General features: G+C 70.7%; 19 protein-coding genes. 6 read left to right on the top strand and 13 right to left on the bottom strand.

Going from position 1 to position 19,325, the window contains the following annotated elements; genetic code table 11:
• The 5 genes from AC5Y2S_RS05540 to AC5Y2S_RS05520 all read right to left on the bottom strand — a co-directional run bounded on the left by AC5Y2S_RS05540 (position 1) and on the right by AC5Y2S_RS05520 (position 5,272).
• Positions 1–1,110, bottom strand: a complete 1,110-nt coding sequence (locus AC5Y2S_RS05540; RefSeq protein ID WP_499954512.1) for a cystathionine gamma-lyase — start codon at positions 1,108–1,110, stop codon at positions 1–3.
• Positions 1,107–3,185 (bottom strand): NAD-dependent DNA ligase LigA, encoded by a 2,079-nt coding sequence (gene ligA / locus AC5Y2S_RS05535; protein WP_499954510.1) that lies wholly within the window; start codon positions 3,183–3,185, stop codon positions 1,107–1,109. Before ligA ends, AC5Y2S_RS05540 begins: the two co-directional genes overlap by 4 nt.
• 194 nt (positions 3,186–3,379) lie before the next feature.
• Entirely contained in the window at positions 3,380–3,697 is a 318-nt protein-coding gene (locus AC5Y2S_RS05530) for an ArsR/SmtB family transcription factor (protein WP_499954509.1), read from the bottom strand.
• Positions 3,694–4,179 (bottom strand): SRPBCC family protein, encoded by a 486-nt coding sequence (locus tag AC5Y2S_RS05525; protein ID WP_499954507.1) that lies wholly within the window; start codon positions 4,177–4,179, stop codon positions 3,694–3,696. The genes AC5Y2S_RS05530 and AC5Y2S_RS05525 overlap by 4 nt, the downstream gene beginning before the upstream one ends.
• A 67-nt stretch (positions 4,180–4,246) precedes the next feature.
• Positions 4,247–5,272 carry a uroporphyrinogen decarboxylase/cobalamine-independent methonine synthase family protein gene (locus AC5Y2S_RS05520; protein WP_499954505.1) on the bottom strand — a complete coding sequence of 342 codons (1,026 nt, stop codon included), beginning with the start codon at positions 5,270–5,272 and terminating at the stop codon, positions 4,247–4,249.
• 106 nt (positions 5,273–5,378) lie between these two features.
• Here AC5Y2S_RS05520 and AC5Y2S_RS05515 point away from each other — a divergent pair, with 106 nt between their 5' ends.
• Positions 5,379–6,011, top strand: coding sequence for a sensor domain-containing protein (locus AC5Y2S_RS05515; protein ID WP_499955648.1), 633 nt, complete (start codon positions 5,379–5,381; stop codon positions 6,009–6,011).
• A 5-nt stretch (positions 6,012–6,016) separates the two neighbouring features.
• Here AC5Y2S_RS05515 and AC5Y2S_RS05510 read toward each other — a convergent pair whose 3' ends face one another.
• From AC5Y2S_RS05510 to AC5Y2S_RS05480, 7 genes are all read right to left on the bottom strand, one after another.
• Positions 6,017–6,301 (bottom strand): DUF4190 domain-containing protein, encoded by a 285-nt coding sequence (locus AC5Y2S_RS05510; protein ID WP_499901072.1) that lies wholly within the window; start codon positions 6,299–6,301, stop codon positions 6,017–6,019.
• A 75-nt stretch (positions 6,302–6,376) separates the two neighbouring features.
• Positions 6,377–7,453 carry a tRNA 2-thiouridine(34) synthase MnmA gene (gene mnmA / locus AC5Y2S_RS05505; protein ID WP_499954504.1) on the bottom strand — a complete coding sequence of 359 codons (1,077 nt, stop codon included), beginning with the start codon at positions 7,451–7,453 and terminating at the stop codon, positions 6,377–6,379.
• Positions 7,454–8,632, bottom strand: a complete 1,179-nt coding sequence (locus AC5Y2S_RS05500) for a cysteine desulfurase family protein (RefSeq protein ID WP_499954502.1) — start codon at positions 8,630–8,632, stop codon at positions 7,454–7,456.
• A gap of 33 nt (positions 8,633–8,665) precedes the next feature.
• The gene (locus AC5Y2S_RS05495; protein WP_499954500.1) at positions 8,666–9,487 is read right to left on the bottom strand and encodes a lysophospholipid acyltransferase family protein; all 822 of its coding nucleotides are present in this window, start codon (positions 9,485–9,487) and stop codon (positions 8,666–8,668) included.
• A complete protein-coding gene (locus AC5Y2S_RS05490; protein WP_499954498.1) occupies positions 9,484–10,332 on the bottom strand; it encodes a GNAT family N-acetyltransferase in 849 nt (282 codons plus the stop codon). The genes AC5Y2S_RS05495 and AC5Y2S_RS05490 overlap by 4 nt, the downstream gene beginning before the upstream one ends.
• 244 nt (positions 10,333–10,576) lie before the next feature.
• Complete coding sequence (locus AC5Y2S_RS05485; protein ID WP_499954496.1) at positions 10,577–11,533, bottom strand: electron transfer flavoprotein subunit alpha/FixB family protein; 957 nt, start codon at positions 11,531–11,533, stop codon at positions 10,577–10,579.
• A gap of 39 nt (positions 11,534–11,572) precedes the next feature.
• A complete protein-coding gene (locus AC5Y2S_RS05480) occupies positions 11,573–12,373 on the bottom strand; it encodes an electron transfer flavoprotein subunit beta/FixA family protein (RefSeq protein WP_499954494.1) in 801 nt (266 codons plus the stop codon).
• Positions 12,374–12,598: 225 nt separating this feature from the next.
• On the opposite strand from AC5Y2S_RS05480, the gene AC5Y2S_RS05475 reads away from it, so the two are divergent.
• From AC5Y2S_RS05475 to AC5Y2S_RS05460, 4 genes are all read left to right on the top strand, one after another.
• Positions 12,599–13,417 carry a class I SAM-dependent methyltransferase gene (locus tag AC5Y2S_RS05475; protein ID WP_499954492.1) on the top strand — a complete coding sequence of 273 codons (819 nt, stop codon included), beginning with the start codon at positions 12,599–12,601 and terminating at the stop codon, positions 13,415–13,417.
• A gap of 20 nt (positions 13,418–13,437) precedes the next feature.
• Positions 13,438–14,988: a 1,4-alpha-glucan branching protein domain-containing protein gene (locus AC5Y2S_RS05470; RefSeq protein ID WP_499955646.1), complete on the top strand. Its 1,551-nt coding sequence runs from the start codon at positions 13,438–13,440 to the stop codon at positions 14,986–14,988.
• Between the two features lie 97 nt (positions 14,989–15,085).
• Positions 15,086–16,330 carry a glycosyltransferase family 4 protein gene (locus AC5Y2S_RS05465; protein WP_499954490.1) on the top strand — a complete coding sequence of 415 codons (1,245 nt, stop codon included), beginning with the start codon at positions 15,086–15,088 and terminating at the stop codon, positions 16,328–16,330.
• Between the two features lie 9 nt (positions 16,331–16,339).
• Positions 16,340–17,689, top strand: coding sequence for a TIGR01777 family oxidoreductase (locus AC5Y2S_RS05460; RefSeq protein ID WP_499954488.1), 1,350 nt, complete (start codon positions 16,340–16,342; stop codon positions 17,687–17,689).
• On the opposite strand, the gene AC5Y2S_RS05455 is transcribed toward AC5Y2S_RS05460, so the two are convergent.
• Positions 17,686–18,360: a phosphodiesterase gene (locus AC5Y2S_RS05455; RefSeq protein ID WP_499954486.1), complete on the bottom strand. Its 675-nt coding sequence runs from the start codon at positions 18,358–18,360 to the stop codon at positions 17,686–17,688. The two genes, AC5Y2S_RS05460 and AC5Y2S_RS05455, sit on opposite strands and share 4 nt — an antisense overlap.
• A gap of 307 nt (positions 18,361–18,667) precedes the next feature.
• On the opposite strand from AC5Y2S_RS05455, the gene AC5Y2S_RS05450 reads away from it, so the two are divergent.
• Positions 18,668–19,105, top strand: a complete 438-nt coding sequence (locus AC5Y2S_RS05450; RefSeq protein ID WP_499955644.1) for an STAS domain-containing protein — start codon at positions 18,668–18,670, stop codon at positions 19,103–19,105.
• Positions 19,106–19,325 lie beyond the last annotated feature (220 nt).

Genomic DNA, 19,325 nt, shown 5'->3' with positions numbered 1-19,325 from the left:
TCAGGTCGACGTGAGGGCGCGCTCGATGTCTGCGGCCAGGTCGTCGGTGTCCTCGATGCCCAGTGAGAGGCGCGCGAATCCGTCGGAGACGGGGTCACCCCAGCGCGCCCGGCGGTCCACCGAGGTGTGGATGCCACCGAAGCTGGTGGACGCGATGAGCAGCTCACTGCGCTCGACGAGCGCGTGCACCGCGGCGGCGTCGGCCAACTCGAACGAGACGAGGGCTCCGAATCGGCGCATCTGCGCTGCGGCCACGGGATGCGCCGGGTCGTCAGGCAAGCCCGGGTAACGCACCGTTCGTACTGCGGGATGGCGGGCCAGCATCGTCGCTATGGCCTGAGCATTCTGGCATTGACGTTCGAATCGCAACCCGGCGCTTCCCAGGCTGCGCAGCAGCAGCCATGCCTCGAATCCGCCCAGGATCGCACCGCCGAGCAGCCGATGGCGTTCGACGGCGCCGATCAACTCGGGATGGTTGGTCGCCACGTAACCGGCCAGGAGGTCGCTGTGACCGGAGAGTCCCTTGGTGGCACTGGCCACCACCACGTCGGCCCCCAACGCCAGGGGGCACTGACCGAACGGGGTAGCCACGGTGTTGTCGACGACCAACCGCGCCCCGCGAGACCGGCAGATGGTGGCCAACCGCTGGAGGTCGATCACATCCAGCGCGGGGTTGGTGGGGGTTTCGGCCAGTACCACGTCGGCGCCGGCCGCCGCGTCATAGATTTGCGGACTCGACGCCTCGATGACCGAAACACCAGCGGGCGCAAGGTGTTCCGCCGCATATTGGCGCACCTGGTAGTAACCGTCGGACGGTACCACCAAGCCCGACCCGGGCCCGGTCAGCGCGCACAGTGCGGCACTGACGGCCGCCATGCCCGAGCTGAAGACCACCGCGCCGGTCGCTCCCTCCAGCGCGGCGACCGCCGATTCCACTTGCCGCCAGTTCGCATTGGAGCTGCGGCCGTAGGTATCAACATCAGAGGTTTCGTCGGCCGGCAGGTGATACGTGGAGGCCAGCACCGCCGGCGGGGCCACCGGCCGACCGGGGACGGCCGGGGAACTTACGGCCTTGACGCTACACGTCGAATCACCGTACCGACCGCTCACTCGTCGGCCTCGGAAGGCCCGTCGGTCAACAGCTTTCGGAACCCGTCTTCGTCGAGGATCGGCACGCCGAGTTCCACCGCCTTGTCGTACTTGGAGCCCGGCGCGTCGCCGGCGACGACATAATCGGTCTTCTTCGACACCGATCCCGCGGCCTTGCCGCCGCGCGACACGATCGCCTCCTTGGCGTCGTCGCGCGAAAACCCCGTCAGCGAACCGGTGACCACGATGGTCAGCCCCTCCAGCGTGCGCGGCACGCTGGCGTCGCGTTCGTCGGCCATCCGCACCCCGGCCGCCCGCCACTTGTCGACGATCGCGCGGTGCCAGTCCACGGTGAACCATTCGGTGACCGCGGCGGCGATCGTCGGGCCGACGCCCTCGACCGCGGCCAGCTGCTCGGTGGAGGCGTCCTCGATCGCGCGCAGGTCGCCGAATTCCGTGGCCAGCGCGCGGGCGGCCGTCGGGCCCACGTGCCGGATCGACAACGCCACCAGCACCCGCCACAGCGGCTGTGACTTGGCCTTGTCGAGGTTGGCCAGCAGCCGCCTGCCGTTGGCCGACACCGCGCCGCTCTTGGTGGTGAACAGCTCGGTGCGCAACAGGTCGTCCTCGGTGATCGAGAACAGGTCTCCCTCGTCGGAGATCACCCCGGCCTGCAGCAGCGCGATAGCCGCCTCGTAGCCCAGCGCCTCGATGTCGAACGCGCCGCGGCCGGCGACGTGAAACACCCGCTCCCGCAACTGCGCCGGGCAGGACCGGGCGTTGGGGCAGCGGATGTCGGCGTCGCCCTCCTTGGCGGGGGCGAGCGGGGTACCGCATTCGGGACACGTTGTGGGCATGACGAATTCGCGCTCCGAGCCGTCGCGCAAGTCGACGATCGGGCCGAGCACCTCGGGGATGACGTCGCCGGCCTTGCGGATCACCACGGTGTCGCCGATCAACACGCCCTTGCGCTTGACCTCGGCGGCGTTGTGCAGGGTGGCCAGCCCCACCGTCGAGCCGGCAACCTTGACCGGTGTCATGAACGCGAACGGCGTGACGCGCCCGGTCCGCCCGACGTTGACGCGGATGTCCAGGAGCTCGGTCTGCACCTCCTGGGGCGGGTACTTGTACGCTATCGCCCAGCGCGGCGCCCGCGAGGTCGAGCCCAGCCGGCGCTGCAGCGCCACATCGTCGACTTTGACCACCACACCGTCGATTTCGTGATCGACGTCGTGGCGGTGCTCGCCCCAGTAGGTGATGCGATCGAGCGCGCCGGTCACGTTTTCCACCCGGGTGGTGTGCTCGGAGACGGGCAGGCCCCACGCGCCCAGCGCCAGGTAGGCGTCGTGCAGGGTGGCCGGCCGGAAGCCCTCGGTGTGTCCCACCCCGTGGCAGATCATCCGCAGCCTGCGGCGCGCGGTGACCGCCGGGTCCTTTTGGCGAAGCGATCCCGCGGCGCTGTTGCGGGGGTTGGCGAAGGGCGTCTTGCCGTCCTCGACCAGCGCGGCGTTGAGCGCCTCGAAGTCGGCGAGCCGGAAGAACACCTCGCCGCGCACCTCGAGCACCTTCGGTACGGGGTGGTCCTCGCCGGCCGTCAGCCGTTCGGGGACGTCGTCGATGGTTCGGGCGTTCAGCGTGACGTCCTCGCCGGTGCGGCCGTCCCCCCGCGTCGCCGCCCGGACCAGCCGGCCGTCGCGATACACCAGCGACAGGGCGACGCCGTCGATCTTGAGCTCGCAGAGGTAGGGCACGTCGTCGCCGACCTCGGCGCGCACCCGCGCGGCCCACAGCTCGAACTCCTCGGCGCTGAAGACGTTGTCCAGGGACAACATTCGCTCGAGGTGCTCGGCCTCGGTGAAATCGGTGGCGAAACCGGCCCCGCCGACGAGCTGGGTCGGAGAATCGGGCGTGCGCAGCTCGGGGTGCTGCTCCTCGAGTGCTTCGAGCCGGTTTAGGAGCTGGTCGAACTCCGCGTCGGAGATGATCGGCGCGTCACGCACGTAGTAACGGAACTGGTGTTCGCGCACCTCGTCGGCCAGTTCCCGCCATTGCCGCCGAACGTCGGGCGCAACGGGGTCAGCTTCGGCTGAAGTCACCTTCGCAGGTTATCGAAGGGGGCCGACGCCGGCCTGCGGCGCGTCGGTCACATGTGCCACACCTGCCTCTCCGAGAGCCGGCACCCCTTGTGCCCCCCTCATAGCGACAATTCGCGAGCCCGACGCCGGCCGAGTCAGGTGTCGCTGTGAGGCGGGCGCTACGGCACATCCCTCCGGGCCGTGACCGCAGTGACTCACCCGTCTTCCACGAATGCGCGCAACCGTTCCACCGCCGCGTCCCAGCGCCGCGACAGCTGGTCGAGGTAGTCGCTGGCCTGGGCCAGCGGTTCGGTCCGCACCGTCCAGACGCGCTCGCGCCCGCGCCGCGCGCTGGTGACCAGTCCCGCGGATTCGAGCAGCGTCAGGTGCTTGCTGGCCGCCTGCCGGGTGACCGGAATGGCCTGGGTGACTTGCGATGTCGAGCACGGCCCGGCGTCGCAGAGCCGGACGATGATCCGCAGCCGATTCGCGTCCCCGAGCGCGTCGAAGAGCGGCGCGCCGACGGCGCTCATACCCGGGTGCCCTCCAGATACCGGCGCACGAGGCCGGTCTGGATGGCCCAGCCCTCGGAGTTGGCCTCGAACGAGGACGCGCGACGCGCCGCGGGGATGGCGTCGAAACCGGATTCGGTGATCGTGAGCAGCACACCGTCGGGCGTCTCGGCGAGCGTGAACTCGACCAGCGTGGTCGGCTCATCGTCCGCATCCGGCTCGCCCGCGCACGGCTGCCAGCGGTAGGCGAACCGCCGCTTGGGCTCGATCGCGACGATCTGCCAGGTGCTCTGCACGCCGGCGTGCGGTTCCTGCCGCTTGGCGACCTCCTCGTCGACGGTGGTCGGTGTGATGGTCGCGGCGACGGGCTTACCGGCGACGAACGGTCCGTCGAAGCGGACGCCGAACCAGCGCCCGAACTCCTCGGCGTCCGTGATCGCCCGCCACACCCGGTCCAGCGGCGCGCGCAACACGACTTGTTTCTGAATGCGATCAGTGCTCATATGCAACCTCCTGGTTGCCTTTCAGTTCACCACACCATCCGGCAAAACGCAACCAAACGGTTGCCTATTAAATGGCGTCCGGGTCCTCGGCGAACGCCTCTGCGGCCTTGCGGGCGAGCTCGATCGCGGTCCGCGCCCACGCCGGCGTGGCACCCGCCAAGCCGCACGCCGGCGTCACGCCGATGCGATCGCGCAGCGCCGAGCGGCCGAATCCAAGCCGATCGGTCACCGCGACGACGGCGGTGGCCACCTCTTCGGCCGACGGCCGCTTGGGCGGCGCGGCCGCGGGGACCACTCCCAGCGCGACGGTGCGACCGGATTCGACGAAGGCCGCGATGCCGTCCAGGTCCTCGGCGCGCAGCGTGCTGGCGTCCACAGATATGGCGCCAATCCCACTGCGCTGCAAGAGATCCCACGGCAACTCCGAAGCGCAGCTGTGGACCAACACGTCGGCGCCTACGGTCGCGGCGCACGCGTCGAGCAGTCCCAGGGCGACCGCCTCGTCGAGCGCGGCGACCGGGCTCAGCGCCGTCACCCCGCTCAGTTGCCCGCCCAACGCCGCCGGCAACGACGGCTCGTCGAACTGCACCACCACCGGCGTATCGAGGCGGCGGGCGAGCGAAGCACGGTGCGCCGCAACGCCTTCCGCCAGCGACGCGGCCAGGTCGCGCACGGCGCCGGGGTCGGTGACGGCCCGGTGGCCGTTGGCGAGCTCGAGCCCGGCGGCCAACGTGATCGGCCCGGGGGCCTGCACCTTGACCACCCGCCCGGCGCCGCGCAGCCCCGCCGTCTCCCAGGCCTCCTCCAGCGCGTCCATATCCTCGTCGAGGAGGCTGACGGCGCGGCGTGTTACCGCCCCGGGCCGGGCGGCGATGCGGTAGCCGCGCGGCACCGTGTCGATGGCCACGTCGACCAGCAGCGCGCCGGCCCGGCCGAACAGGTCGGCGCCCACTCCCCGGGCGGGCAGCTCGACGATGTGGGCCAGCGCGCCCGCCAGCTCGCCGACCACCACCTCGGCGGCCGCGCGCGGCGCGGTGCCGGGCCACGATCCGACGCCGCTGGCCCTCGCGAACGGATGCGCGAAAACAGTCACCGGCCAACCGTATTCGACGCCGCGATCGGCTCCGGTCGCCAGGGGTGTTCCGGGCGGGGTAGGTTCATGCCGAGAAGGGTGCAAAACGGTGGGGCACAGGGCGAGACTGGCACGGACACGGCCGTTGTTGTTGATTGCCGCGGTGGTGCTGACGGCGGCGTGCACCCGGGTGGTGGGCGGCACCCCCCTGGCGGGGTTCGGGCCCGCCGCCAAGGGCGTTCAGGGCGTCAACGTCGACACCATTCTGCTGGACCAGTCACGGATGCGCGCCATCACCGGCGCCGGTGAGCACCTCACGATCATCCCGTCGATGGACGGCACCCGCCCGGTGGACATCGACGCCCTCGCCGAGGCCACGCCGGCCGAATGCCGGTTCCTCTACGCCGAGACGGCGACCTTCGGCCCCGACATCGAGGAATTTCACAAGACCACCTTCCAGGACCCGCCCGACGGGGCGCTGATCTCCGAGGGCGCCGCGGCCTATCAGGACGTCGACACCGCGCGCCGGGCATTCAGTGCCCTGGTGGGCGCCGTGGGCGGCTGCGCGGGCGGCTCGGCGGGCCAGTCGCTGGTGGGCGAGTGGAACGCGAACGCCAACTCGCTGCACCTGGGGCCCGGCGGGTGCGGGCGCGACTACCGGGTGCTGAAGGTGGCCATGGTGGAAGTCACGTTCTGCGGCTTCGCGCAGTCGGTGTCCGACATCGTGATGACGAACATCGCCGCCAACATTCCGGGCTAGCCCGATCACCAGTGCGCCGTCGCCAGCAGCTCGAAGTTCGGGTGGCCGTATTTGACCCACATCGCCACGTGTAGGGCGGTCATGGCTGCCGAGACCGCCAGGGCCGCGATCGCCAGGCCGAAGCCGTTCTCCCCACGCCGCCTGACCTGGTGCAGCGCGACGACGGCGAAGATGGTGCTCAGCAGCGGGCTGCCGTACATGCCCATCAGGCTGAGCACGAAGGCCGCGATGGCCCAGGCGTTGGTCTGAACGGTCCGCACCTCACGGGCCGCGGCTTGCTGGGTGGTCATGTCGGCTCCTTTCCTGCTGTCAGGGAAAGGATCGGAAACCGCCCTTGGCGGATCCTCAAGGAATTCTTGGCGCGCTCAGCGCGAGGTGGCGGCGATGGTGGCGCTGCCGAGCACCTCGTCGCCGTCGGGGTCCGGGCGGTACAGCACCAGCGTCTGCCCGGGCGACACGCCGCGCAGCGGGTTGCGCAGCCGAACGACGAGCTGGTCGCCGACCAGTTCGGCCACCGCGCCCACCGTCTCGCCGTGCGCCCGCACCTGGACGGCGCACTCGACGGGGCCCTGCGGCGGGGCTCCGGCGGTGAAGACCGGGGACCGCCCGACCAGGCCGTGCACGTCGAGGTCCGCCGACTCCCCCACCTCGACCGTCCCCGTCTCGGCGTCGATCGACGTCACGTAGCGCGGACGGCCAGTTGGTCCCGGGCCACCGATGCCCAGCCCCTTGCGTTGCCCGATCGTGAACCCGTGCACCCCGTCGTGGGTGGCCAGCACGGCGCCGTCGGTGGTGACGACGGCGCCGCGGCGCACCCCGATGCGCTCCCCCAGGAAGGCCCGGGTGTCGCCGGACGGGATGAAGCAGATGTCGTGGCTGTCCGGCTTGTCGGCGACGGCCAGGCCGCGGCGGGCCGCCTCGGCCCGGATGTCGGGCTTCGGGGTGTCCCCGATCGGGAACGCCGCGTGCCGCAACTGCCCGGCGGTCAGCACGGCCAGCACGTAGGACTGGTCCTTGTTCCGGTCGACGGCGCGGCGCAGCCGCCCACCGGACAACCGGGCGTAATGGCCGGTGGCCACCGTGTCGAAGCCCAGCGCAACGGCTTTCGCCGACAGCGCCGAGAACTTGATTCGCTGGTTGCACCGCACGCAGGGGTTCGGGGTCTCGCCGCGGGCGTAGGACTCGACGAAGTCGTCGATCACGTCCGCCTTGAACCTCTCCGCGAAATCCCATACGTAGAACGGGATTCCGAGCACGTCGGCGACGCGGCGCGCGTCGGACGCATCCTCTTTGGAACAGCAACCCCGCGAGCCGGTGCGCAACGTGCCCGGCGCCGACGACAGCGCCAGGTGCACCCCGACCACGTCGTGCCCGGCGTCGACCATGCGGGCCGCGGCGACGGACGAATCGACGCCGCCGCTCATCGCGGCGAGGACCTTCACTTACGGCGCCCCCGCGGCGGCCAGCGCGGCCCGCCGGGCGCGGTCCACGGCCGCCGGCAGCACCCGCAGCACGGCATCCACGTCGGCGTCAACACTGGTGTGCCCCAACGAGAGCCGCAACGACCCGCGGGCGCTGGCCGGGTCGGCGCCCATCGCCACCAGCACGTGCGACGGCTGCGCCACGCCGGCGGTGCAGGCCGAGCCGGTCGAGCACTCGATCCCGTTGGCGTCCAACAGCATCAGCAGCGCATCGCCCTCGCAGCCGCGGAACGTGAAGTGGGCGTTGCCCGGCAGCCGCCGGGGGTCGCGGGCGCCGTTGAGGCTGACGTCGTCGATGCCGGCCAGGACGCCCTCGACCAGCCGATCGCGCAACACCCGCAGCCGCGCGCTGTTCGACTCGAGCCCGTCCACCGCGATCCGGGCCGCCGCCGCCATTGCGACGGCGCCGGCGACATCCGGTGTGCCGGAACGGATATCGCGCTCCTGGCCGCCGCCGTGCGACAGCGGCACGCAGGCGACGTCGCGGCGCAGCAGCAGCGCCCCCACGGCGGGCGGACCGCCGAACTTGTGCGCGGTCACGCTCATCGCCGACAGGCCGCTGGCCGCGAAGTCAACCGGCAACTGCCCCACCGCCTGAACGGCGTCGCTGTGCATCGGGACGCCGAATTCGGTGGCGACGGCCGCGAGTTCGGCGACCGGCATCACGGTGCCTACCTCGTTGTTGGCCCACATCACCGAGACCAGCGCGACGTCGTCATGGGTCTTCAGCGCCTCGCGCAGCGCGGCCGCCGACACCGAGCCGTCGGCGGCGGTGGGCAGCCAAGTCACCTCGGCGCCTTCGTGTTCGACGAGCCAGTTCACCGAGTCCAGCACGGCGTGGTGCTCGACCTCACTGGCGACGATGCGCCGGCGCGACGGGTCGGCGCCGCGGCGGGCCCAGTAGATGCCCTTGACGGCGAGGTTGTCGCTCTCGGTGCCGCCCGCGGTGAAGATGACCTCCGACGGGCGCGCGCCGAGTTTGTCGGCGATGAGCTCGCGGGATTCCTCGATGCGCCGCCGCGCCGCGCGCCCGCTGGTGTGCAGCGAGGACGCGTTGCCGACGGCGCCCAGCGCGGCCGTCATCGCCTCGATGGCGGCGGGGTGCATCGGGGTGGTGGCGGCGTGGTCGAGGTAAACCATGACGGGCCCCACGATACCTGCGGGTCCGGCTGGCTAACCCACCAGCACGTGGCGCCGGCCTCGGCGCTGCGGCACCCCCACGCCCACCGCGGACTCGCAACGGCGGGCCAGCGCCCGCCGGTCGGTGCCCGGCAGCTGCAGGGATTCCACGTGAACGTGCGCCACGGTGCGGCGCACGGCCAGCAACCTGCGCATCGACCGCCACAGGGTGTCGTCGCCGACGAAGGCCGGAGCGGTCGATACGCCGCCGTCGACGTGGTGGTAGGTCAACCGCAGTGGCTGCACCGGGCGGCCGGCGTCAATCGCGGCCTGGAACATCGCCGGATAGAACGACCCGCAGGCCAGCCCGCACCAGGTGGTGCCCTCCGGGAATGCCACCACGGTCTGACCCGCGCGCAGCCGGTGGGCGACGGTCTCGACCACCCAGGGCAGCCGCCGCAGGTTGGCCCGCTCGATGGGAATGATCTTGAACAGGCGCACCGAGAGAGCACCGAACAGGTCGGCGCGGGCCACGAACGACCCGGGCAGCACCGAACCGATGGCGAACACGTCCAGCCAGGACATGTGGGGACTGACCACCAGGACGCCACGCAGGTTCCGGATCGGGCTGCCCGACACGCTGATCCGCACGCCGAAGCAGCGCAGCACCACCCGGCAGTAGAACCGTTGCACCCGCATCTGTCCCGGCAGCGGCACCAGCGCCAGCGGCACCGCCGGCACCAACAGCAGCGCCAGCATGACGCGAAGCGTCACCCGCAGCACCACCCGCCACCGTGTCGAGGCGGGACCGACCCGCACGCAGCTGCTGTCGCACGTCGCGCGTGGCAGCCAGGCGTGGGCGCCGGGAGCGTTCACCGCGCGCCGCCCACCAATTCCGAAGCGGCCGAGACCGACCGCAGCCTCTTGAGATATCGGGTATCGGCGCGCCGTTTGTCCAGCAACACGCAGAAGTCGCCCACACCGAAGTCCGGGTCGTGCGCGGGCTCGCCGCAGACCTGGGCGCCCAGCCGCAGGTAGCCGCGCATCAGCGGCGGGACCGTGGGCCGCGCCGGAGCGGGGATGTCGTCGAGCGCCCGCCCCGCCACCCGGACGGGGCGGTGGGGGCGCACCCGGTACTGCGGCGGGGCGGCGTGGCGGTTGAGGATGAAGTCGCGCACGCCGCGCAGCTGGCTGCCCGGCGTGTCCCCGTCGGATTCGTCGCCGATGGGCACCGACACGCAGCCGGTCACGTAGTCGTAGTCGTAGCGGTCCAGGTAGGCCAGGATTCCCGCCCACATCAGCAGCACGACCCCACCGTTGCGGTGACCGTCGCGGACCACCGCGCGCCCCATCTCGACCAACGAGGGCCGCAGCGGGTCGAAAGCGCGAACATCGAATTCCGTTGCGGTATAAAGGCCCCCGGCCGCGATGGCGCCGGCCGGCGCCAGCATCCGATAACAACCCACCAGCTCGCCGGTGTCGTCGTCGCGGACCAGTAGGTGGTCGCAGAATTCGTCGAACCTGTCGACGTCGAGGCGCTGCGCGCCGGCGGTCGGCAGGGCGAATCCGGGTGTGCTGGTGAATACGTCGTACCGGAGCCGCTGCGCCGCCTCGATCAAGCTGGGATCGGTGGACAGCAACAGCGAATAGTGCGGCCCGGCCGAGCCCGTCGCCGCGCCCTCCGGCTTGTCGCTGGCGATCAGGACAGAAGCAATGCTCATGGGAACAACGTGGCGTAACCGATGAGCTAATCGGCATCGACGCTATGACGTGTCGGTGCACGCCAGATGACGAAATATCGCGAAAATTCGCGCTAATTGACCGTGCGGTTAACGGACGCAGGACCGCCGGTGCTGCGGACGGCGGCGAATTTAGGTGAACCGCAACCGAAGCGGCGGCAGGCCTCGCGAGAACGCTTGCCGCGCTTCGGCACTCGGGCCGGCGGTGGCCAGACCCGCGCGAAACTCAGCCCTTGCGGGCCTTGATCGCGTCGGTCAGCTGCGGGGCGACCTTGAACAGGTCGCCGACCACGCCGTAGTCGGCGATCTCGAAGATCGGCGCCTCTTCGTCCTTGTTGACCGCGACGATGGTCTTCGAGGTCTGCATGCCCGCCCGGTGCTGGATCGCCCCGGAGATGCCCAGCGCGATGTAGAGCTGCGGCGACACCGTCTTGCCGGTCTGGCCGACCTGGAACTGGCCCGGGTAGTAGCCGGAGTCGACCGCGGCGCGCGACGCACCGACGGCCGCACCCAGCGAATCGGCCAGCGCCTCGACCACGCTGAAGTTCTCCGCGCTGCCCACGCCGCGACCACCGGAGACCACGATGGTGGCCTCCGTCAGCTCCGGGCGGTCACCGGCGACCGCGGGCTCGCGGGCGGTGACCTTGGTGGCGTTCTCGGCGGCGGCCGGGACCTCCACGCTGACCTGCTCCCCGGCGCCGGCGGCCGGCTCGGCCTCGACGGCACCGGCGCGGACCGTGATCACCGGGGTGTCGCCGTTGGCCTGCGCCTCGACGGTGAACGCGCCACCGAAGATGGAGTGGATGCCCTTGTTGCCCTCTTTGACCTCGACCACGTCGACCAACAGGCCCGAGCCGAGCCGCGCCGCAAGCCGGCCCGCGATCTCCTTGCCGTCGGCGCTGGCGGCCAGCAGCACGGCGGCGGGCGAACTGGATTCGGCCAGCGACGCCAGCACGTCGACGACCGGGGTGATCAGGTAGGAGTCCACGTCGTCGGACTCGGCGACATAGATCTTGGCGGCGCCGGCCTCCTTCAGCCCGTCGACCAGCGGCGCGGCCGTGCCGGGCGCGCCGACGACGACGGCGGACGGCTCGCCCAGCGCCCGGGCGGCGGTGATCAGTTCGGAGGTGACCTTCTTCAGCGCGCCTTCGGCGTGCTCGACCAACACCAGTACTTCAGCCATGGGTTATTTCGCTCTTCTCGTCTGTGGTTTCGTGCTCGTTCAGATGATCTTCTGGGCGACCAGGTACTGCGCGACCTGGTTGCCGCCCTCGCCTTCGTCGGTGACCTTCTCGCCCGCGGTCTTGGGCGGCTTCGGCGTCGAAGACAGCACGGTGGAGCCGGCGTTGGCGAGCCCGACCTCGTCGGCCTCGACCCCGATCTCGGCCAGGGTCAGCACCGTGACCTCTTTCTTCTTGGCGGCCATGATGCCCTTGAACGACGGGAAGCGCGGTTCGTTGATCTTCTCGGTGACGCTGACCACCGCGGGCAGGGTGGCTTCGAGCTTGAACACGCCGTCGTCCGTCTCCCGCTCGCCGGTGACCTTGCCGCCCTCGAGGGACAGCTTGCGCAGGTGGGTCAGCTGCGGCAGGCCCAGGTACTCGGCGATGATCGCCGGCACCGCACCGCCGACGCCGTCGGTGGCCTCGTTGCCGGCGATGACCAGCTCGGTGCCCTCGATGGTGCCCAGCGCGCGCGCCAGGGCCCACGCGGTCTGGATCACGTCCGAGCCGTGCATGCCGTCGTCCTTGAGGTGGACGGCCTTGTCGGCGCCCATCGACAGGGCCTTGCGGATCGCCTCGGTGGCCCGCTCGGGGCCGGCGGTCAGCACGGTCACCGACCCGTCGACGCCGTCGGCGGCTTCCTTCTCCCTGATCTGCAGGGCCTCTTCCACGGCGCGCTCGTTGATCTCGTCCAAGACCGCGTCGGCAGCCTCGCGGTCGAGCGTCCAGTCACCGTCTTTCAGCTTGCGCTCCGACCAGGTGTCTGGGACCTGCTTGATCAGGACCACGATGTTCGTCATGAGTCTGGTTCGTCCTCCTCGAAGGGGTCGCGCAGCGGTCGCTTGCGGACCTCGGTCACGCACTTTAAGACTGCACGGCGTGTTACTAGCGGGTAACTTTGTGCGGTCTGCTCTCACACCATAGCGGGTAGTACTGCAGGTTCTTTCGCCCTGTCTGCCCCTCCCGGCAGGGGTGCCCCGCTCGCGGTTCGCGAATCGGACACTTCGCGTTAGCCTGCCTATTCAATGAGCGCATTCCTCCCCGAGATCCCCTCGGACGTGCCGAGCCCCCAGCCGTCGGACCCGCCGGGGGTCGACGCGGTGTTGACGCTGACGGGCGAGCGCACCATCCCGGACCTGGACATCGAGAACTACTGGTTTCGCCGCCATCAGGTCGTTTACCAGCGGCTTGCGCCGCGCTGCGCGGGCCGCGAGGTCCTCGAGGCCGGCTGCGGCGAGGGTTACGGCGCCGACTTGATCGCGGGCGTCGCGCGCCGCGTCGTCGCGGTGGACTACGACGCGGCCGCGGTGGCCCACGTCCGAAACCGCTACCCCCGGGTCGAGGTCATGCAGGCCAACCTCGCGCAGCTGCCGCTGCCCGAGGCGTCGATGGACGTTGTGGTGAACTTCCAGGTCATCGAGCACCTGTGGGATCAGCCACAATTCGTCGCCGAGTGCGCCCGGGTGCTGCGGCCCTCGGGCCTGCTGATGGTGTCCACCCCGAACCGGATCACCTTCTCACCCGGCCGCGACACCCCGGTCAACCCGTTCCACACCCGCGAACTCAACGCCGACGAGCTGACCGAGCTGCTGGTCGACGCCGGCTTTTCCGACGTGACCGTGTGCGGGCTGTTTCACGGCCCGCGTCTGCGCGAGATGGACGCCCGCCACGGCGGGTCCATCATCGACGCCCAGATCGTGCGGGCGGTCGCGGATGCGCCGTGGCCGTCCGAACTGGCCGCCGACGTCGCTGCGGTCACGTGTGACGACTTCGACCTGGTCGACGCCGGCGGCCGTGACATAGATGAAAGCCTGGATCTGATCGCAATCGCGGTGCGGCCGTGAGCACCCCGCACGTTCCCGGCATGTTCACCCTGGTGCTGCACACCCACCTGCCGTGGCTGGCCCACCACGGCCGCTGGCCGGTCGGCGAGGAATGGCTGTATCAGTCCTGGGCGGCGGCGTACCTGCCGCTGTTGCGGGTGCTGCGCACGCTGGCCGACGAGGATCGGCACCGCCTCGTCACGCTGGGCGTCACTCCGGTGGTCAACGCCCAGCTCGACGACCCGTACTGCCTCGACGGCTTGCATCACTGGCTGGCCAACTGGCGGCTGCGGGCCACCGAAGCGGCCAGCGTGCGCTCGGCCCGCGGCTCGAAGTCGGCGGACTACCAGTCCTGCACACCGGAAGCGTTGCGGGCCTTCGGAATTCGTGAATGCGCCGAAGCCGACCAGGCGCTCGACGACTACGCCACCCTGTGGCGGCACGGCGGCAGCCCGCTGCTGCGCGCCCTGATCGACGCGGGAACGGTGGAGCTGCTGGGCGGCCCCCTGGCCCACCCATTCCAGCCGCTGCTGAACCCGCGGCTGCGCGAGTTCGCGCTGCGCGAGGGCCTGGCCGACGCGCAGCAGCGGCTGGCACACCGCCCCACCGGGATCTGGGCGCCCGAATGTGCTTACGCCCCAGGCATGGAACACGACTACGCCGGCGCCGGGGTCACGCACTTCATGGTCGACGGCCCGTCGCTGCACGGCGACACCGCCCTGGGCCGGCCCGTCGGCGACACCGAGGTGGTCGCGTTCGGGCGCGACCTGCAGGTCAGCTACCGGGTGTGGTCGCCGAAATCCGGCTACCCCGGCCACGCCGCCTACCGCGACTTCCACACCTACGACCACCTGACCGGCCTCAAGCCGGCCCGCGTGACCGGGCGCAACGTGTCCTCGGAGGGCAAGGCGCCCTACGATCCCGAGCGCGCCGACCGCGCGGTCGACGCCCACGTCGCCGACTTCGTCGACGTGGTTCGCGGCCGGTTGACGAGCGAGTCGGAGCGCATCGGGCGCCCCGCCCATGTCGTGGCCGCGTTCGACACGGAGCTGTTCGGCCACTGGTGGTACGAGGGCCCGACGTGGCTGCAGCGGGTGCTGCGCGCCCTGCCCGAAGCCGGCGTGCGCGTCGGCACGCTGCGCGACGCGATCGACGGCGGATTTGTCGGCGACGCGGTCGCGCTGCCGCCCAGCTCGTGGGGCTCCGGCAAGGACTGGCAGGTGTGGGCCGGCGAGCAGGTGGCCGACCTGGTCCAGCTCAACACCGAGGTGGTCGACACGGCGCTGAGCACGGTCGACAAGGCGTTGTCGCAGACGGCTTCGCTGGACGGGCCGATCCCCCGCGACCACGTCGCCGACCAGATCCTGCGCGAAACCCTGCTCACCGTGTCCAGCGACTGGCCGTTCATGGTGAGCAAGGACTCGGCCGCCGATTACGCGCGCTACCGCGCCCATCTGCACGCGCACGCCACCCGCGAGATCGCCGGTGCGCTGGCCTCGGGCCGGCGTGACGCAGCGCAGCGGCTGGCGGACGGCTGGAACCGCGCCGACGGCCTGTTCGGTGCCCTGGATGCGCGTAGGCTGCCCCGGTGAACGCCTCCCCTTGCCGCGAGGGTCCCCAAACGTACGGCGACACGCCGGTGTGTGCGGCATTTTGGGGCCCCTCGCGCCACCGAATGGGGGCCCACGCGTGAAGATCCTGATGGTGTCGTGGGAATACCCGCCGGTGGTCATCGGCGGGCTGGGCCGCCACGTCCATCACCTTTCGACCGCGCTGGCCGCCGCCGGCCACGACGTCGTCGTCCTGTCGCGCCGACCGTCGGGCACCGATCCCAGCACGCACCCGTCGTGCGACGAAATCAGCGAGGGCGTCCGGGTGATCGCGGCCGCACACGATCCGCACGAATTCACGTTCAGCAACGACATGATGGCCTGGACCCTGGCGATGGGTCACTCGATGATCCGCGCCGGTCTGCCGCTGAAGAAGCACGGCAGCGACCGGTCGTGGCGCCCCGACGTGGTGCACGCGCACGACTGGCTGGTCGCCCACCCGGCCATCGCCCTTGCCCAGTTCTACGACGCGCCAGTCGTTTCCACGATCCACGCGACCGAAGCCGGCCGGCATTCCGGATGGGTGAGCGGGCCCATCAGCCGGCAGGTGCACGCGGTCGAGTCGTGGCTGGTGCGCGAATCCGATTCGCTCATCACGTGTTCGGCGTCGATGGCCGACGAGATCACCGAGCTGTTCGGCCCGGGCCTGGCCGGGATCACGGTGATCCGCAACGGCATTGACGCGGCGCGCTGGCCGTTCGCACCCCGCCGGCCGCGCACCGGGCCGGCCGAGCTGCTCTACCTCGGGCGCCTCGAGTACGAGAAGGGCGTGCACGACGCCATCGCCGCGCTGCCGCGGATCCGGCGCAGCCACCCGGGTACCACCCTGACCATCGCCGGGGAGGGCACCCAGCAGGATTGGCTCATCGAGCAGGCCCGTAAACACCGGGTGCTCAAGGCGATTCGGTTCGTCGGGCACCTCGAGCACGCCGAGTTGCTGGCGCTGCTGCATCGGGCCGACGCCGCGGTGCTGCCCAGCCACTACGAGCCGTTCGGGCTGGTGGCCCTGGAGGCCGCCGCGGCCGGCACCCCGCTGGTGACCTCGAACATCGGCGGCCTGGGCGAGGCGGTCATCAACGGGCAGACCGGGGTGTCGTTCCCGCCCCGCGACGTGGCGGCGCTGGCCGCGGCCGTGCGCACCGTGCTCGACGATCCCGACGCCGCGCAGCGGCGCGCCCGCGCGGCCCGCGAACGGCTCACCTCCGACTTCGATTGGCGGACCGTGGCCATCCAAACCGCGCAGGTGTATCTGGCGGCCAAGCGCGGCGAGCGGCAGCCGCGGCCGCGGCTGCCCATCGTGGAGCACGCGCTGCCCGACCGCTAACGTCGAAAGATGGGCCTGGAATATTCGAGCGTGGTCGATGCACCGCTCGACGAGGTCTTCGCCTGGCACGCCAGGCCGGGCGCCTTTCACCGGCTGTCGCCGCCGTGGCAACCCATGCGGCTGGTCAGCGAGGCCGCCTCGCTCGAGGACGGCCGCGCCACGCTGGCGCTGCCCGGCGGGCTGCGGTGGGTGGCCGAGCACCAAGCCGATTCCTACGATCCGCCGAGGCGATTCGCCGACGCCATCGGCGGCGCGGGACTGGCGTCGCTCCCGGCCCGAATGGTGGTGCGGTGGAAGCACACCCACGAATTCGAGGACCTCGGCGGCACCCGGACCCGGGTCATCGACCGGGTGGACACGCCGGTCCCCGGGTCGTTGTTGCGCCCCATGTTCGCCTACCGGCACCGTCAGCTGGCCGACGACCTGGCCGCACACCGGGTGGCCGCCGCGAACGGCCTGACGCCGAAGACCGTCGCCGTCACCGGATCGTCGGGGCTGGTCGGCTCGGCGCTGACGGCATTCCTGCGCACCGGCGGGCACCGCGTCATCTCGCTGGTTCGCCGAAGCGCCACCGGCGACAACGAGCGTCAGTGGAATCCCGATGACCCCGACCCGGAGCTGCTCGCCGGGGTCGACGCGGTGATCCACCTGGCCGGCGCCTCGATCGCCGGCAGGTTCACCGAGGCGCACCGGAATGCGATACGCGACAGCAGGATCGGACCGACCCGCCGCCTGGCCGAACTGGCGGGCCGTACCGGACCCGCGCCGGCCGCACTCATCTCGGCTTCGGCGATCGGGTACTACGGCTACGATCGCGGCGACGAATCCCTCACCGAGGAGAGCGATCGCGGCGACGGGTTCCTGGCCGACGTCGTCGCCGAGTGGGAGGATGCGACGGCGCCCGCGGCCGCGGCCGGGGTGCGGGTGGTCCGGGTGCGCACCGGCATCGTGCAATCGCCTCGCGGCGGCACCCTGCGGTTGATGCGTCCGCTGTTCGGCGCGGGGCTTGGCGGCCGCCTCGGCGACGGCCGGCAATGGCTGTCGTGGATCGCCATCGATGACCTGGTCGACGTCTATCACCGCGCGCTGTGGGACGGCGAACTGTTAGGCGCGGTGAACGCCGTTGCACCGCAACCGGTTCGCAACTCCGAATACACCCGCACCCTCGCCCGGGTGCTGCGCCGGCCCGCGGTCTTGCCGGTGCCGGCGCTCGGTCCCCGGCTGCTGCTGGGCGAACAGGGCGCCCGCGAACTCGCCTGCGCCAGCCAACGCGTGATTCCGCGCAAGCTCGCCGCGGCCGGGCACCGGTTTCGCCAGCCCGACCTCGACGCGGCCCTGCGTCACCTGCTCGGGCGTTAGCCCGCGTCCCTGCCCTCGCGGCTGCGCCGGTAGGCGCGGGCCCGCAGATCGGCGAGCCATTCCGGGTAGAGGCTCACCCCCGGCGCGGTGTTGGCGACCGGATCGAACGACACGTCCGGATCGGGGTCGCGGACGCCGGTCAACTTCAGCCGCGCCAGCGGCGCGAAATCGGCCCTGCCGCAGGCCTGGTCGATCGCAAAGTCGACGCCGCCCGCGCTGATCGCCTGCTCGACACTGCCCAACGCCAGCCCAAAGCCGTCGACATCGCTCATGCCCCGGGCCCTCAGCCACCACACGCTGCCCTGGTAGGAGAACGGCATCAGGCTGGTCAGCGTCTGCCCGGCCCACGACGTGGTCGGCCGCAGCGCCACGGCCCGCGCCAGCACACCCGAACCCGCCGAGACGAGCAGGATGTCCCACGGCGTCGCCGCCACCTGCCGGGGTGCGACGCGGATCGCCAGGCCGATGAAGTCGGGCAGCGCTGCGGGCGTGCCGGCGGCCTTGGAGATTCGAGCGACAACATCGGACGACGGGATCGGCAGCCCCTCGGCCGCCGGCGCAACGCGTTCCAGCGAGCCTTCCGCGAGGACGCCGACCGGATGGAAAAACCTGCGGCCGCGCAGAGCGGATCCCCAGTGAAAGGGCCTGGCCAGGAGGTCGGAAACGTTCACCGGCGGTGTGTTCCCGTTCTGCGCCGGCAGAAACACCGACCCAGGAAGCCGGAAAACGAAGAGGGCGGGCTCGGACCCCGGGTGTAACGGCTGGCCGCGCGGACCGGCCCGAAATACGTGGTCGCATTCGGCCACCTAGGCGCGGCTTCGGGGCTAGCATCTAAAGCAGGTTGAGTTCACAGCTTCTTTCTTGGAGCGGTGCGTAGCACACGTGTCGTCCCTTCACCACAGCCGATTGGCGCACCACATGACTGCTCACCAGTCCACGGATTCACCGGACAAACACCAACCCGCCAGCTGCCGCTACATGACCGATTTCAACGGTGCGCGGCTCTTTGTCTACGCGCGCAGCCTGGGCACCGTCCTGCGGGTCGATGGCGAGATCGACGCATCGAACGCCGACCAGTTCGCCCCCGCGATCCGTCGCTTTTCCCGCTTGAAGACCCCGCTGATCCTGGACATGAGCCAGCTGGACTTCATCAGCCTTGACGGTTTCCGGGCGCTGCTGGCGCTCAATCACGAGCATCAGCAGGCGCGGGTGCACTGCAGCGTCGTGGCCGGCGCCGCGATGCGCCCGATGCTTCAAATCGTCAGCGACCACGGTTTGCCCGTGGTGGGATCGGTGGCCGAAGCCCTCCAGCTCATCGACGACCTCGTAAAAGCCAGGCGTCAGTTGCTCTCGGGAATAGTCCGGGATCGGCGCTACCGGCACGAAGCGACGCGAGCCGCCGCCATCCCCTCCTGACGCCATCGGGCATCGGCGACGCATACCTCACCCCCACCGGCGACCGCCGGGCAGTCAATGGCGCCCGGGCACTGGCGAACCGGTCGATCATTCAGTAAGTTAATGTTTCAATAACTTAAACTAGCGTGCATCGACCGGGTGTCCCGCCCGACGCATGTTCGCCGTCGCCACGTGTTTTGTTTCGTCACAAAAGGGGTACCGCGCGTGAATCCGAGCCGTT

The organism is Mycobacterium sp. NGS69 (assembly GCF_059812165.1).
The sequence above is the reverse complement of the archived record's forward strand: the minus strand, read 5'-3'. Positions and strand labels throughout refer to the sequence as shown.

Bases quoted from the DNA above. Each gene is read 5' to 3' on its own strand.
- AC5Y2S_RS05525 (WP_499954507.1), bottom strand. From the start codon at position 4,179: ATGAGCACTGATCGCATTCAGAAACAAGTCGTGTTGCGCGCGCCGCTG.
- AC5Y2S_RS05490 (WP_499954498.1), bottom strand. From the start codon at position 10,332: ATGAGCATTGCTTCTGTCCTGATCGCCAGCGACAAGCCGGAGGGCGCG.
- AC5Y2S_RS05460 (WP_499954488.1), top strand. From the start codon at position 16,340: ATGGGCCTGGAATATTCGAGCGTGGTCGATGCACCGCTCGACGAGGTC.
- AC5Y2S_RS05485 (WP_499954496.1), bottom strand. From the start codon at position 11,533: ATGGCTGAAGTACTGGTGTTGGTCGAGCACGCCGAAGGCGCGCTGAAG.
- AC5Y2S_RS05450 (WP_499955644.1), top strand. From the start codon at position 18,668: ATGACCGATTTCAACGGTGCGCGGCTCTTTGTCTACGCGCGCAGCCTG.
- AC5Y2S_RS05500 (WP_499954502.1), bottom strand. From the start codon at position 8,632: ATGGTTTACCTCGACCACGCCGCCACCACCCCGATGCACCCCGCCGCC.
- AC5Y2S_RS05470 (WP_499955646.1), top strand. From the start codon at position 13,438: ATGTTCACCCTGGTGCTGCACACCCACCTGCCGTGGCTGGCCCACCAC.
- AC5Y2S_RS05510 (WP_499901072.1), bottom strand. From the start codon at position 6,301: ATGACCACCCAGCAAGCCGCGGCCCGTGAGGTGCGGACCGTTCAGACC.
- AC5Y2S_RS05530 (WP_499954509.1), bottom strand. From the start codon at position 3,697: ATGAGCGCCGTCGGCGCGCCGCTCTTCGACGCGCTCGGGGACGCGAAT.
- AC5Y2S_RS05480 (WP_499954494.1), bottom strand. From the start codon at position 12,373: ATGACGAACATCGTGGTCCTGATCAAGCAGGTCCCAGACACCTGGTCG.
- AC5Y2S_RS05475 (WP_499954492.1), top strand. From the start codon at position 12,599: ATGAGCGCATTCCTCCCCGAGATCCCCTCGGACGTGCCGAGCCCCCAG.